Origin of the sequence: Vibrio atlanticus, from assembly GCF_024347315.1 — a bacterium.
Classification (GTDB): Bacteria; Pseudomonadota; Gammaproteobacteria; order Enterobacterales; family Vibrionaceae; genus Vibrio; species Vibrio atlanticus.
The window spans coordinates 609,610-622,739 of the sequence record NZ_AP025461.1; the positions used below are offsets into that span (position 1 = coordinate 609,610).

Sequence of the window (13,130 nt, forward strand, 5' to 3'; positions counted from 1 at the left end):
ATTTGGTCTTATCAATAAAGAGTCCAATCTCATAAAAGGTGCTAGGTCTCATGAAAATTTAAGAGTCGTTCTAGCCTTCCTCCGTGAGTAATTGGGTTGCTGGAATACCGTTTTCTTGTAAGAACGACAACAACTTCACTAAGTTCTCAACGTTAGCTGCTTTATCGGCGCCAATGATGATCGGTTTCTTATCCGATGTGCCTGTTTCTTCTAACAGTGCGATCTTGAAGTTTTCCCAGTCGATGTACTCTTGGCCGTTGATCGCCCAGTAAGGTTCGTGATCTAAGATATTGACGCTAATCGAATCTTTATGAACTTCAGAAACGTTTTTAATATCAGAACTCGGAAGCTCCACCTCTAATGACTCCAACTTCACTGATGCTGTCAGTAGAAGGAAAACCATCACGATAAATATAATGTCCAGTAAGGGTGTTAAATCCGGAACTAAGCTCTGTGTTTGAGATGAGTGGGGCGTTTTAATCATGCTTGGCTCACATCACCGATAGAGGCTTTGCTGACGGGAGTACCTTGAGTGTCGCCAGACTGACTGGTTTGAATTGACATGCCTTCTAGCCAAACATTCACATAATTCAGAGTGTGTTCTAACTGAGCTAGCACTCGATCGGCCCATAACCCGAGTAGTTGACCTCCTGAAATAGCAGGAAGCGCAATCATCAAACCCGCAGCAGTGGTTCTCATTGCTAATCCAAGACCGTCTGCCAAATCATTAGGCGTGATGCTGCCTGTTGTAGCGGCAACGCCTTTAAACATCTCAATAAGCCCAAGTACTGTGCCAAGCAGGCCAATTAGCGGGCTGATGACGCCGATCAAGCCAAGCAGTCTTAAACCTGCATGAAGCTGGTGGCGTTTCTCTTGTAGCCAAATCCCTGCTGCATCTTCACGTAAACCTTTTGAGAAAGAGTGGTGAGCAAGCAGCATCGACACGCCCTTGTACAGCAGAGGTCGTTTACCAGAAATAGATTGTGCTAATGCTTCGATTTCTTTGCTATTGGTTGGTGAAATCTGATTGAGCTCATGACGAATAGCGCGTTTGCCAACCCCAATGCTTAGCATGACTTGGAAGATACGCTCTGCGATGATCATTGCTGTTAATGCTGAACAGATAAGAAGAGGCCATGTCATTAGGCCAAGTTGATCTTGTAAGTAACTGATTTGTTGCATGGTTAATCCAACTTAAAACGAACAGGTATTTGCACACGGTGAGCAATTGCTCGACCATTGACAGTATGAGGTGAGAACTTCCATTTTTTAATGGCTTTCAAGGCAGCGTTGTCGAGCATTAGTGCGCCTGATGAGTTGACTAATGCCTGTTTAATTTGTTTTCCTTCAGCGTCTAACCAGACCTCATAAGTTGCGACACCTTCAACGCCTCGGCGCCTTGCTTGGCGGGGGTAGCTTGGTGGTGTTGGACGAGCTGAAAAAGAGGGCCTAGTGATTAACACCGGCTCTTGGTTAGATACGCCTTGGTTAACTTGTCGAGGTTGGTTGGCGGACTCGTCCATATTTTTATCGACTTTTTTGTCGGCCAGCTTTTCTGGTTGAGTCACCGGTTTTTTTTGAATCGGCTTCTTCTCGACTGTCTTCTCCACAACCTTTTTCTCTACTTTCTTGGGCTGAGGCTTATTGGTGATCGCTTTTTTCTTTGGTGCAGGTTTAGCTTGCTTTGGCTCTACTGCTTTCGGTTCGACAGGTTTAGGTTCTGGGTGTGAGAGCGTTTCCTTGATTGGCTCAGGCTCAACTGGCTCTGTAACGGTTTTTTTCTGAGCTTGTGAGGGAACGCTCTTTGGAGTGAAGTTGATCGATACCGTGTTCGATTGGCTACCTGCTGGCATTGCAAAGACTTTGGATTCTTGAGCGACAAATAACATCGCCGCATGAATCACTAACGATGCACCGCCTGCAATAACATATCTAGGAACGTTCACATTCAATCCTTCACCAAATCTAAAATATGTATCGGATTATTGCTTAGAATCTAAATAAGATCAATTATCAATTGCATTATCATTTGCGTATATTTATGATTCTCTCAGTTTTAGCAAACAGTCTTCCAGGCTTTGCTATATAAGTGTTTAGAGAGATTATATGAGCGTTGATATATATAAGTTTGACGAATCAATTCTGGGCGTTTCTAGCCCAGACCCACTTCGTTTTGCATTTGCCAAAAAGCAATCTGCACATGCTGGGGGAAGCTCAATCCCGGTCGACCCGAGCAAGAAATTGGAAATCTTTGATGAATTGATGCTGAGTGAAGGAAAGAAACAGGATAAACGTTGTTTGTATATACATATTCCTTTTTGTCGCGTGCGTTGTACGTTCTGCAATTTCTTCCAAAATGCCGCAAGCCGTAAATTAGTGGATGAGTATTTTGATGCACTGATGGTTGAGCTAAAGCAAAAAGCTAAAACCTCTTGGGCTCAGTCTGGACTATTTCACGCCGTCTATATTGGTGGTGGAACACCCACCGATTTATCTCCTCTACAAGTTGAGTTGTTAGGTAAGGCTATTCGTCAACACTTCCCATTAGCGAACGATGTGGAAATGACCTTAGAAGGGCGTATTAATCGATTTGGCGACGAGATGTTTGATCGTTCGCTGGAAGGTGGCTTCAATCGTTTCTCATTTGGTATTCAAAGTTTCAATACTCAAGTTCGACGCAGTGCTAAGCGCTTGGATGACCGAGAAGTTGTGTTGGAACGTATCAGTTCACTGAGTCGCACTGAACAAGCGCCTATCATTCTTGATTTGCTATACGGGTTGCCACACCAGTCTATGGAAGTGTTTCAACAAGATTTAGAAGACTACATGTCGACTGGTGCACACGGTATTGATCTCTACCAACTGATTGTTTCAGGCAACGCGCCTATGCTTAATCTTGTTGAGAAAGGAAAAATCCCACCACCGGCTAATACGCCAGATAAGGCGAGTATGTACTTGGCGGGCGTTGAGTTCATGGCAAAGCACAAGGTTAAGCAACTGAGCGTGAATCACTGGACTCGTGATAACCGCGAACGCAGCATTTACAACAGCTTAGCGAAAACTTATGCCGAAGTTCTACCCATTGGTTGTGGCGCTGGTGGCAACATCGGTGGTCATGGTGTGATGCAACAGAGAACTTTAGACAGCTACATGGAGTCTATAAAGCAAGGTCAATTGCCAATAGCCATGATGACCAAGCAAAGCTCACTAGAGCCAACCTTCTCTTCATTGAAAGCCGGTTTTGATTCTGGTGTTGTAAGAAGAAGTACGTTGCCGAGTTTTATGGGGCAAGACACGTTTGACTACCTGAAGCCTCTGTTTTCACATTGGGAAAAGAATGGCCTAGTTGATCTTTCGGAAGATTACCTGAGCCTGACTATAGCTGGCAGTTTCTGGGCGGTAAGCCTTGCACAGAGTGTGATTCAAGTGCTTAACACTGAATATCAGACCTTGCACCCAGCACCAACTGCCTCTGGCTTGGGTGCTCACCCGCATGCAAGTTTGAAGCACGCTTAGTCTCGAATTTTTAATTCATAACTTACTTGTTTATACGGAAATCTATTCAATGACAGATACAACATTAGCAATGACAGAAACTTTAGAACAACGTGTCGCACGCATTCTAGAAGAAGAACCAAAACTGCTTCCTACTGCGATTGCTGAGAAGCTAGGTGTTTCAGAGGTTGAAGTTGTCGCTGCTTTTCCTGGAGACATGGCGGTGATGTTAGATGGCAGCCGTGCTCAAGATATTCTAGAAGGTTTGGTTGGTTGGGGCCCAGTGACCACAATTATGCATTCATTTGGCTCAATCTTCGAAGTAAAGGCGCCGTTCCCTAAAGGCAAAGTAGCGCGTGGTTACTACAATCTGATGGGTAAAGAAGGCGAGCTGCATGGCCACTTAAAACTGGATAACATCAAACATATTGGTTTGGTGAGCAAGGCGTTCATGGGGCGTGAAAGTCATTACTTCGGTTTCTTCAGTGAAACAGGCGAAAACATTTTTAAGATTTACCTAGGTCGCAATGAAAAGCGAGAGCTGATTGTCGACCAAGTTGAACGCTTCAAAGCACTAAAAGAACGAGCTTAAGTACAGTCAACATCAAGCTTAAATAAGATTGCCAGCTAGCTTAAAGAAAATATGAATGCTCGAGGTCCACTTAGTTTACTAATGAACGCTCAACCTCGGGTAAAAATAATAAATAAGAGAAAGTGAAGAAAGGAATTATCGATGGAACAACAAGTAAAACAAGAACGCCTACAAGGTCGCCTAGGTCCAGAAATCAAAGAGTTTCGCCAAGAGCGCCGTACTCTTCAACTTGCAACAGTTGATCAAGACGGTCGCCCGAACGTAAGTTACGCGCCTTTCGTACAGAACCAAGAAGGTTACTTTGTTCTAATTTCTGACGTTGCTCGTCATGCTCGTAACTTAAAAGCGAACCCACAAGTTTCTTTGATGATGATCGAAGATGAAGAGAGCTCTAAGCAGCTTTATGCACGTAAGCGTCTAACCTTTGATGCACAAGCAAGTGTTGTAGAGCGTGAAACGGAGCTTTGGACTCAAGTTATTGGCCAGATGCAAGAACGTTTTGGTGAGATTATTGATGGTTTAAGCCAACTTCAAGATTTTTCTCTATTCAACCTTAAAGCAGAGAATGGCCTGTTCGTAAAAGGTTTCGGTCAGGCATACCAAGTATCTGGCGACGACTTAGTGGATTTCGTTCACCTGCAAGAAGGTCACAAAAAAGTGTCTAACGAGTAAGCTCGTTTAACGGATTACTTTAGGAGCCCTCTAATGTGAGGGCTTTTTTGTGTCTAAGTAGTCATAGCCGCGTCGTTTAGGACTTTCGCTCCGCGCAACATGGCTTCGATTAATTCGCCTGCATTGAATTTCTCTAGCGCTTCATGTGCTCCCACCTGATTGGCTCGGTCAACACATATCTCACTGGATAGTGAAGTATGTAAAATACAGTAGGCATGACTGAGTGCGCTGTCGTTTTGTACTTCAAATGCAAGTTCATAGCCATCGAGCCCGGGCATCTCGATATCACTCACGAGAAGATCAATTGCAGTGCCTTTGCTTGCTTCACGGCGCATCAGGTCAATAGCATCTAAACCGTTGTTACAAATGCTATAAGGGATGTTGATGCTGTCTAAGGCATCAGACAGCTGCTTTCGTGCAATCAAAGAGTCATCAACCAGTAGAATATTCAGCGCTTTTAGGCGTTCTCTTTCGACATCAGTCAGCATCGGAATATGTGCGTTTTCATAAGCAGGGTAAATCTTAGAAAGTAATAACTCTACGTCGAGCATCTGCACGATACGATCTTCAAAACGTGTAATGCCGGTAACAAACACATTGGTTCCTACACTTGCGGGTGGCGACTCAATACTCTTCCAGTCACATTCAATGATTTTATCAATCGAACGAACCAAGAATGCTACAACGGTTCTTAAGCAATCTGTCACGATGAGCACACAGTCTTGGTATTCAGTCGGTGTGATCGGCCGAAACCCAATAGCTGCGGACATATCAATAACTGGAACCGTAAGATCGCGAATCGTGACGGTACCAATCACATGGTGATGAGAGTAAGGGATTTGGGTCATTGGCTGGAAAGGAACGATTTCTCTGACCTTAAGCGTGCCTATCGCAAAACTTTGAGTGAGGGATAACTTGAACATCAGCATTCCCTGTGACTGACTCGCTTTACTTATCGGTTTGGCCATAAGTGGCTCCTACTTAATACGCGCTTAATCTATAAGGATTAATTTAAAGGGAAATGGCATCCGCAGCAAGTCACTATGCGGTTTTTAAAGATCTTTAAGGGGGTTGTTTTCGGTTATAGAGTGAAGAATGATGATTCTTGGGTTAAAATCACGCTAAACGCAGGCGTTTGATGGACTTTTGTCGACAAGTCGTTAGCCGTAAGCTGAATTACAACAGTCAGTACTCTGATGAATTCTACGTAATCATCACAAATAAACTGACCGCAACAAACTGAGAATTATCATGGCAAGAACAGCAGCAGCGCTTCATATATTGGTGAAGCATAAAGAATTAGCAGAAGACATCATGACGCAGCTTAAAAAGGGCGCTAAATTTCAAACGCTAGCGAAGAAGCATTCAACCTGTCCATCTGGTAAAAAGGGCGGCGACCTAGGCGAGTTCAAAAAAGGTCAAATGGTGCCTCAGTTTGATAAGATTTGTTTCTCTGGCGAGACGCTTGTACCACACCTGGTAAAAACAAAATTTGGCTGGCACGTAGTGAAGGTTCTTTACCGAACTTAGTCATTGATATGTGTTAGATTGAATAAAAGGAGCGTAGATACGCTCCTTTTTTGTCATTTTTGGGCGCATTTAAAAACATTATGGCTGAGTGTTCATCCCAGACGTTATGCGATAATTGGCGCTACGCCCTCAACTATCCACCTTGACTAATCGGTGGGAGGAGGAGGGGGTTTTAATGAGTAACTCATATAATAAACACCATTCTTAAGGAAATTTATGCAGCTTTGCCTTTAAGCCTTTGTATATATCTAGGGCGTGTTGATCTTTCGAGCTGATTTTTGCAGCGAGTTGCTGGGTATTTATACAAGGCAGAGGCTTTGATGTGTAGCTAGCCTACATGAGAAGCCGATAACGCAGTAGAAATGACCAGCAAACGCTGCCCGAAGGGTTCGGCTAAAAGCGTTTTACTCTTTGTTGAGGGAGATTTGCTTAGAATGACTAGGCTACTTCCCCCTCGCCGCGATTAAAACGCTTTTATCTCGAACAAAATTTAACCACGAAAGGTCAACACGCCCTAAAAAGCTGTAAACGAGTTTGGTAGGAGAACAACATGGAGAGTTCAGCTATGTTAAGCACCCCAGCGACAGATGTTATATTGCATGCTTTTGACTGGTGCTACGCTGACGTAATGAAGAACGCCCCTCTGATTCAAGAGTTGGGTTATAAATCTGTTTTAGTATCACCGGCGATGAAGTCGTTACGAGGGCCTAAAGGCTGTGATCGAGATACAGGTACCCAATGGTGGCAGCGCTATCAACCCCAAGATTATCGTGTGATTGATAATCAGCTAGGTGATACGCAAGACTTCACTGCAATGGTGAACACGTTAAAGCAACATGGGCTTCGTACCTATGTGGACGTTGTGTTTAACCACATGGCCAACGAATCGAGTATCCGCGGCGATTTGACGTATCCAAATCAACAAGACATGGCGTCTTACCAACAAGATTCTGAGTATTACGAATCCGTTCGTTTATTTGGTGATCTTTCTAAACCTTTGTTTGATGAGAACGACTTTGTCGAAGCGTTTGGTATCAAGAACTGGAAAGACACTTGGGAAGTGCAAAACGGGCGTATTACTGGTGGAGCAAGCGACCCAGGCCTGCCAACGCTTTTAGACAACGACAATGTGGTTGCGCAGCAGCGAGCTTACCTAAAAGCCTTGAAAGTGATTGGTGTGAAAGGGTTTCGCATCGATGCAGCGAAACACATGACACTGTCACATCTACGTAAGGTTTGGACCGATGATATTTGTGAAGAGATGCATATCTTTGGCGAGATTATTACTGACGGTGGTGCAACCAAAGAAGAGTACGAACTGTTCCTCAAGCCTTACCTTAAACACACTCGTCTAGGAGCGTATGATTTTCCGTTGTTCAATACCATTTTCAAAGCTTTTGAAGAGCAGGGCAGCTTTAAATCTCTAATCAACCCTTACTGTTTTGGTCAAGCTCTGTCGAACATGCGAGCGATCACTTTTGCTGTCACTCATGACATTCCAAATAACGAGGTGTTTTTGGAACATGTGATGGATGAAGTCGACGAGCAATTAGCTCACGCCTTTATTCTTGGGCGAGATGGCGGTGTGCCGCTTGTTTACAGTGAACTCAGCACCAGCGGTATTCTGGACAAGAGCGGCCAACCTCGTTGGCTTAACGACTGGCAAGCGCCTTATATGAAAAACATGATTCAATTCCATAACCATGTTCATGGCGAAGCGATGCAGGTGGTTGAAGCCAATGATGACTTGTTGGTGTTTGTTCGTGGCGACAAAGGCATTGTGGTGATTAATAAATCGAAACGAAGCAAGACGGCCTCATTAAATTGGACAGGCGCTGTGACGGATCTGTTGTCTGGCGAAGTGTTCGAATGTGTTGGTAAGGACTTAACTATTAAGGTTGAATCCAACCAGTGCATGATGCTGACGACCAACTAGCTCGAGCCTGTTACGAGTTAGAAAGTAAATTTTGCAAAGAAAACCTTGAAAAGAAAACCCCGCTTACTGATTACCAGTAAGCGGGGTTTTTTATTTAAAGCTGTTTATTGCTTACTAAACAGGGTGTTAGTTAAACAAGGTGTTAGTTAGCTAAACGCTAAGGCGGTTAAACCGTAAACTTGTTTAATAGTTCGTCTTGTTGGCGAACATTGTCAGTTTGAACTTGCATTGCTGTGTTTGCGTCTTGAGCTGCGTTCGATACCTGTGTTGAAAGGTCTTTGATCTTAACTGTGTTGTTGTTGATCTCTTCCGCTACTAAACTCTGCTCTTCAGCTGCTGAAGCAATCTGAATATTCATATCAGAGATGCGCTGAATCGCGTCGCGGATGCGGTCAAGTGAAGAGTTTGCTTGCTGAGCGCGTTCAACGGCGTCAGTGGCTGTGTCTTTACTTTGATTCATCGCGTTAGATACAGAGCTTGCACCCGCTTGGAGCTGCTCAATCATGTTGCGGATTTCAGTGGTCGATTCTTGAGTACGTTGCGCTAGTGTGCGAACTTCATCGGCAACGACAGCGAAACCACGGCCCGATTCACCAGCACGCGCCGCTTCAATAGCAGCATTCAATGCAAGTAGGTTGGTTTGGTCTGCGATATCGTTGATTACTTTAAGAATCGTCTCGATATTTGCTGTTGCTGATTCAAGTACTTGTACTTCTGCAACCGCTTGGTCGATACGTGCTGAAAGGTTATCAATCGCTTGAGTCGTGTCACTTACTACAGATGTACCGTCTAGTGTCGCATCGTCAGCTTCACGAGCCGCGGCGGCTGCGCCTTGAGCGTTGTTTGCTACTTCCGTTGCGGTAACGGCCATCTCGTTCATTGCGGTGGCTAGCTGTTCAAGCTCTTGCAGCTGAGTATTCATCGCATTCGCTGACTCACCCGCGCCTTTTACTGTGATTTCAGTGCCACGTTTAATCTCAACACCAATCGCTTTGGATTGAATGATTTGATTTTGCAGGTTTTCAGTAAAGGTGTTGAAGCCTTTCGCAAGGTCAGAGAACTCTTTATCTGTATTGGTATCTAGACGTTTAGTTAAGTCACCTTGTCCGCTCGCAACATCTTGAATGGCTTGGTTAAGCGTCTCAAGCGGGCGCATTAACACACGAATAAGGACGGTTAATGCAATGATGCTGAGAATAACCGCAATTAAAGAGTAGATTATCGAGCTGTTTTTCAGATCTTCAACCGTTTGGAATGCGATCTCTTCATCAAGTATTGCGCCGATGTACCAATCTTCACTTGGGATGTGAGTGAAGTTCACTAGGAACTTTTTACCGTCGACTTCAATTTGTTGAGATCCCTCGCGAATAGTCGCTTGTGGCAGGTAGCTTGATAGCGTTTCGCCATTGTTCTTAGCATTAGGGTGAGCAATCGTCGTGCCGTCGGCAGTGACTAGGAATAAGTAACCCGCGTCAAACAAGTTCACTTGGTTTACCAAGGTCGCAAGGTTGGTTAGTTCTAGGTCGTAGAACATACCTGCAGTGAAACGGCCGTTTTCTTGCACTGGCGTACCAATTGAAATGATGACTTTCTTGCTTGATACGTCCACATAAGGGTCGGTAACAACTAAACTGTTTTTGGACTTAGCATCAATGAACCAAGGGCGGATTCGTGGGTCGTAATCCGGGCCAGCTTCCCAACCATCATCATTTTCAATAACGAAACCGTTTGCGTCATAACCAAAACCAACCGCGAGAAAGCTGCCTTTAAGTTTTGGCTTTTCTAGGATGTTTTGAACGTAGGTACGATCTTGAGGGTTGATTTCGATGACTTCAGTCGTCGACTGAGCCAGTGCTTTTTTAGCATTCATCTCTGATGCTACGGTGTTCTTAATCCCAGAGACCATCTCTTTCAGGCTTGCATTGACGTGGTTCTCTACAGCACTTTTTACGGTGTAAAGTTGCTGTATTGAAAGCAATGATACTGTCACTAATAGCAAGGCTGATGATGCTGCAACCACCTTATGGCTAAATTTCATTGTGTTTTCCTCTTCTCACAAGCTTTGCGAAAACTAAAGCTAATCGTGTTTTTGTAATTATATATATCGACATTGTTGGGATTTACTTGAATGTAATTTCGCAAAATAGACTACAAAAATACAACAACCCGCACAACGTAAAACTCAGTTAATTACATACTTGCTACTTTTGTTTTTTGGTTCAATGAGTTAAAGAGTTGGCTTAATCAAAGGCAAACAAAGTGAGGAGGGTATTAATTAGGCGAATATGCGTATGGTTTATTATATAAGGGAGAGGTGTAAGGGAATTAATATGAAATCAAATGATATTCTCAATTCGTATATTGGCGATATTTCAAACAGGAGAGTGTATGTATTTTAAACCGGAGAGTGAATATATTAGGCAAAAAAAGCCCCACAAAAGTGAGGCTATTATAAATCAGGTTATTTATTACACTGTATCAGTGCGTCTAATTTAAAATATTAGATGCGCTACACCAGCGATAACCGGAAGTGTAATTAACGTACGTAGAATAAAAATAATAAACAGTTCAAGGATATTCACGGGAATCTTACTGCCTAGAAGCAGAGCGCCCACTTCAGACATGTAGATCAGCTGAGTTACCGACATTGCTGCAATAACAAAGCGAGTCATCTCGTTGTCGATAGAAGCGGCAAGGATCGCTGGGATGAACATATCCGCAAAACCAACAACAATGGTTTCAGATGCTGCAACCGCTTCAGGTACACCAAGTAGCTCAAGGAATGGAATGAAAGGCTGGCCTAGGAATGAGAACACAGAGGTGTATTCTGCAATTACCAATGCCATTGTACCTAGCCCCATTACAACAGGAAGAACGCCGAATACCATGTCGACTGCGTTACGAATGCCTTCACCAAATACAGACTTAGCAGACTTCACTTGTGATGCCTTATTTACCGCGAGTTCAAGACCCCAAGAGAAAGTCGAGTGACCCGCTGGGATTGCATCAGCATCTTTGTGAGGTTTTGTACCATCAATGAAGGTGTCTTTCTTCATGCTCAGTGGAGGAAGGCGAGGGATGATTACCGCGGCCACAATACCTGCTAAGCAGATTGCTGCGTAGAAGGGTAGGAATAGGTGCTCTAGTTCTACTTGAGCAATCACTACAAGGCTGAACGTGATAGATACTGCTGAGAAAGTCGTACCAACAACAGCGGCTTCACGTTGAGTGTAGAATTTCTTCTCGTACTGTTTGCTTGTAAGCAGGATACCAACGCTGCCGTCACCTAACCAAGAAGCCATACAATCGATAGCACTACGACCCGGCAGGTTGAAGATTGGACGCATCACTTTACTTAGTAAGGTGCCAAACAGTTCTAACAAACCGAAGTTAAGTAGAAGTGGTAATAGTAAACCGGCAAAGATGAATACTGAAAATAGAGTCGGCAATAGGCCCTCTAACACGAGACCACCGGTGTTTTCTTCCCAGATAAACTCAGGGCCAACTTGGAAGAAAGCCATGAATGCTGCAGCACCACCGATAATACGAACCAACAACCACAGTGGAGATGGGTTGAAAAGGCCGTTTAGAAATGAATTCGATGTAATGAATGTAGGTTTGAAAATGGTGCTTAACACGGAAGCTACAGACATGAAGGCAACGATTGCAGTGATAATAGCAACTAGAGACTCACCGAAAACCGCTTGAATTGATTTGGCTAGAATAGCGACAGGGATCGTGAGATCACCTTGGTAGCTAATTGGCGCCATGAAGAGGAACAAACCAATCAGAGATGGGATTAAGAAAACCCAGAAACTGCCTTTAGATTTCTCTGGTTGAGCAGTATTCGTGTTGTTAGACATGTTAATTATTCTCGTATTTCTACATGTAAAAAAGCCACATCCTTGGCATTTTTATTCTCTAAACATCCGTATTTTCTCATTGGGTGCAAGATTACCGAGTATTAATATCACTTGCAATACTATTCATCAAATATCGCTAAATATTCACGCAGGTTATTCTGCAACAAATTATGAGTTTAGAATAAAGTGTTGCAGATGTTACATATTCTCATGGTTATTACTAGGCGTTTATAAATTTACTGAGGCTTCAGTTCGATAAGTTAGGTAGAGCCAGTAGCTAAACGCGACAATGAACGCGAAAGAGGCAGGGAAAGCCAGTGCCAAAATTTCAAAGCGCTGGAACAGGCAAGCACCACTTAAACCACCAAACAGAAAGCCAACAACGATGAACATAAGAAGTTTGGCTTTACGGCGGTCAAAAGGCATCCCCTTTAAGCGTGCGCCAATCATGATCCCAAGGTCTGTGATGATCCCGCTCATGTGTGTGGTGCGAATGATCGCCCCGCTATAGGTGGTGATCATTGCGTTCTGCAACCCACACGCGGCTGAAGCGAAATACTGGCCTGAAGTGTAGCCTTGTAACAGTGCCCAAAGCGCCAAGAACAGCAATCCACCCTCAATACATAGCGCAACACCGTAACGGCGTCCTAACTTCAATGCTTGATTTTCGATAAAGAATCCGCTGAACGCGGCACCTAGCATAAAGCTCATAATGATTAGCAGGAGGTGCATAGAAGTTGAAGTCGGCGTGAGCAGGCTGCTGCCAAGTAAAGACATGGTGCCTGAAATATGGGAGATAGCTTGATGTTGGAAGCCGAGTAAACCAATAGCATTAACGCTGCCAGCAAGGCCCGCTAACAGTAAGGCGCCGTATTCAACCCAGCGAGGTAGTTTTGAAATCATGTGGTTCACCCTGGGTTAAAAAGAGGAGCCGATTATAACGCTAGCGAAAAGATACGCTAGCGTTGTAGAACGTTGATATTTGATCTTAGGCAACAGTCTTGCAGTTTGTTCCAATACTGTTTCTTTATAGAGATAATGG

At 44.0% G+C, this 13,130-nt stretch carries 12 protein-coding genes; 5 read left to right on the top strand and 7 right to left on the bottom strand.

Annotated elements, in window-relative coordinates; all coding sequences use genetic code 11:
* Positions 1-70 precede the first annotated feature (70 nt).
* Genes OCV30_RS18410 through OCV30_RS18420 form a run of 3 tightly spaced genes read right to left on the bottom strand, consistent with a single transcriptional unit; the run spans position 71 to position 1,946 of the window.
* Entirely contained in the window at positions 71-484 is a 414-nt protein-coding gene (locus OCV30_RS18410; protein WP_009845734.1) for an ExbD/TolR family protein, read from the bottom strand.
* A complete protein-coding gene (locus OCV30_RS18415; RefSeq protein WP_065678133.1) occupies positions 481-1,182 on the bottom strand; it encodes a MotA/TolQ/ExbB proton channel family protein in 702 nt (233 codons plus the stop codon). The genes OCV30_RS18410 and OCV30_RS18415 overlap by 4 nt, the downstream gene beginning before the upstream one ends.
* A 2-nt stretch (positions 1,183-1,184) precedes the next feature.
* Positions 1,185-1,946: an energy transducer TonB gene (locus OCV30_RS18420; protein ID WP_065678134.1), complete on the bottom strand. Its 762-nt coding sequence runs from the start codon at positions 1,944-1,946 to the stop codon at positions 1,185-1,187.
* Positions 1,947-2,106: 160 nt separating this feature from the next.
* Between OCV30_RS18420 and hutW the strand changes: the two genes are divergently transcribed.
* From hutW to hutZ, 3 genes are all read left to right on the top strand, one after another.
* Complete coding sequence (gene hutW, locus OCV30_RS18425; RefSeq protein WP_065678135.1) at positions 2,107-3,516, top strand: heme anaerobic degradation radical SAM methyltransferase ChuW/HutW; 1,410 nt, start codon at positions 2,107-2,109, stop codon at positions 3,514-3,516.
* Between the two features lie 49 nt (positions 3,517-3,565).
* On the top strand, positions 3,566-4,087 hold the full coding sequence (gene hutX, locus OCV30_RS18430; protein WP_017097072.1) for a heme utilization cystosolic carrier protein HutX: 522 nt from the start codon (positions 3,566-3,568) through the stop codon (positions 4,085-4,087).
* A 141-nt stretch (positions 4,088-4,228) separates the two neighbouring features.
* On the top strand, positions 4,229-4,759 hold the full coding sequence (gene hutZ / locus OCV30_RS18435; RefSeq protein WP_012600265.1) for a heme utilization protein HutZ: 531 nt from the start codon (positions 4,229-4,231) through the stop codon (positions 4,757-4,759).
* Between the two features lie 53 nt (positions 4,760-4,812).
* On the opposite strand, the gene OCV30_RS18440 is transcribed toward hutZ, so the two are convergent.
* Positions 4,813-5,727: a chemotaxis protein gene (locus OCV30_RS18440; protein ID WP_017102764.1), complete on the bottom strand. Its 915-nt coding sequence runs from the start codon at positions 5,725-5,727 to the stop codon at positions 4,813-4,815.
* A gap of 283 nt (positions 5,728-6,010) precedes the next feature.
* Here OCV30_RS18440 and ppiC point away from each other — a divergent pair, with 283 nt between their 5' ends.
* Both ppiC and OCV30_RS18450 read left to right on the top strand, forming a co-directional pair.
* Positions 6,011-6,289 (top strand): peptidylprolyl isomerase PpiC, encoded by a 279-nt coding sequence (gene ppiC / locus OCV30_RS18445; RefSeq protein ID WP_009845728.1) that lies wholly within the window; start codon positions 6,011-6,013, stop codon positions 6,287-6,289.
* A 550-nt stretch (positions 6,290-6,839) separates the two neighbouring features.
* A complete protein-coding gene (locus OCV30_RS18450) occupies positions 6,840-8,225 on the top strand; it encodes an alpha-amylase family glycosyl hydrolase (RefSeq protein WP_065678136.1) in 1,386 nt (461 codons plus the stop codon).
* 166 nt (positions 8,226-8,391) lie between these two features.
* On the opposite strand, the gene OCV30_RS18455 is transcribed toward OCV30_RS18450, so the two are convergent.
* The 3 genes from OCV30_RS18455 to OCV30_RS18465 all read right to left on the bottom strand — a co-directional run bounded on the left by OCV30_RS18455 (position 8,392) and on the right by OCV30_RS18465 (position 12,991).
* Positions 8,392-10,263, bottom strand: a complete 1,872-nt coding sequence (locus OCV30_RS18455) for a methyl-accepting chemotaxis protein (RefSeq protein ID WP_012600268.1) — start codon at positions 10,261-10,263, stop codon at positions 8,392-8,394.
* Between the two features lie 454 nt (positions 10,264-10,717).
* Positions 10,718-12,088 (bottom strand): YjiH family protein, encoded by a 1,371-nt coding sequence (locus OCV30_RS18460; RefSeq protein ID WP_012600269.1) that lies wholly within the window; start codon positions 12,086-12,088, stop codon positions 10,718-10,720.
* A gap of 228 nt (positions 12,089-12,316) precedes the next feature.
* Positions 12,317-12,991 carry a YoaK family protein gene (locus tag OCV30_RS18465; protein WP_009845723.1) on the bottom strand — a complete coding sequence of 225 codons (675 nt, stop codon included), beginning with the start codon at positions 12,989-12,991 and terminating at the stop codon, positions 12,317-12,319.
* Positions 12,992-13,130: the final 139 nt, after the last annotated feature.

Bases quoted from the DNA above. Each gene is read 5' to 3' on its own strand.
- hutX (WP_017097072.1), top strand. From the start codon at position 3,566: ATGACAGATACAACATTAGCAATGACAGAAACTTTAGAACAACGTGTC.
- ppiC (WP_009845728.1), top strand. From the start codon at position 6,011: ATGGCAAGAACAGCAGCAGCGCTTCATATATTGGTGAAGCATAAAGAA.
- hutZ (WP_012600265.1), top strand. From the start codon at position 4,229: ATGGAACAACAAGTAAAACAAGAACGCCTACAAGGTCGCCTAGGTCCA.
- OCV30_RS18410 (WP_009845734.1), bottom strand. From the start codon at position 484: ATGATTAAAACGCCCCACTCATCTCAAACACAGAGCTTAGTTCCGGAT.
- OCV30_RS18440 (WP_017102764.1), bottom strand. From the start codon at position 5,727: ATGGCCAAACCGATAAGTAAAGCGAGTCAGTCACAGGGAATGCTGATG.
- hutW (WP_065678135.1), top strand. From the start codon at position 2,107: ATGAGCGTTGATATATATAAGTTTGACGAATCAATTCTGGGCGTTTCT.
- OCV30_RS18460 (WP_012600269.1), bottom strand. From the start codon at position 12,088: ATGTCTAACAACACGAATACTGCTCAACCAGAGAAATCTAAAGGCAGT.
- OCV30_RS18465 (WP_009845723.1), bottom strand. From the start codon at position 12,991: ATGATTTCAAAACTACCTCGCTGGGTTGAATACGGCGCCTTACTGTTA.
- OCV30_RS18450 (WP_065678136.1), top strand. From the start codon at position 6,840: ATGGAGAGTTCAGCTATGTTAAGCACCCCAGCGACAGATGTTATATTG.
- OCV30_RS18455 (WP_012600268.1), bottom strand. From the start codon at position 10,263: ATGAAATTTAGCCATAAGGTGGTTGCAGCATCATCAGCCTTGCTATTA.
- OCV30_RS18415 (WP_065678133.1), bottom strand. From the start codon at position 1,182: ATGCAACAAATCAGTTACTTACAAGATCAACTTGGCCTAATGACATGG.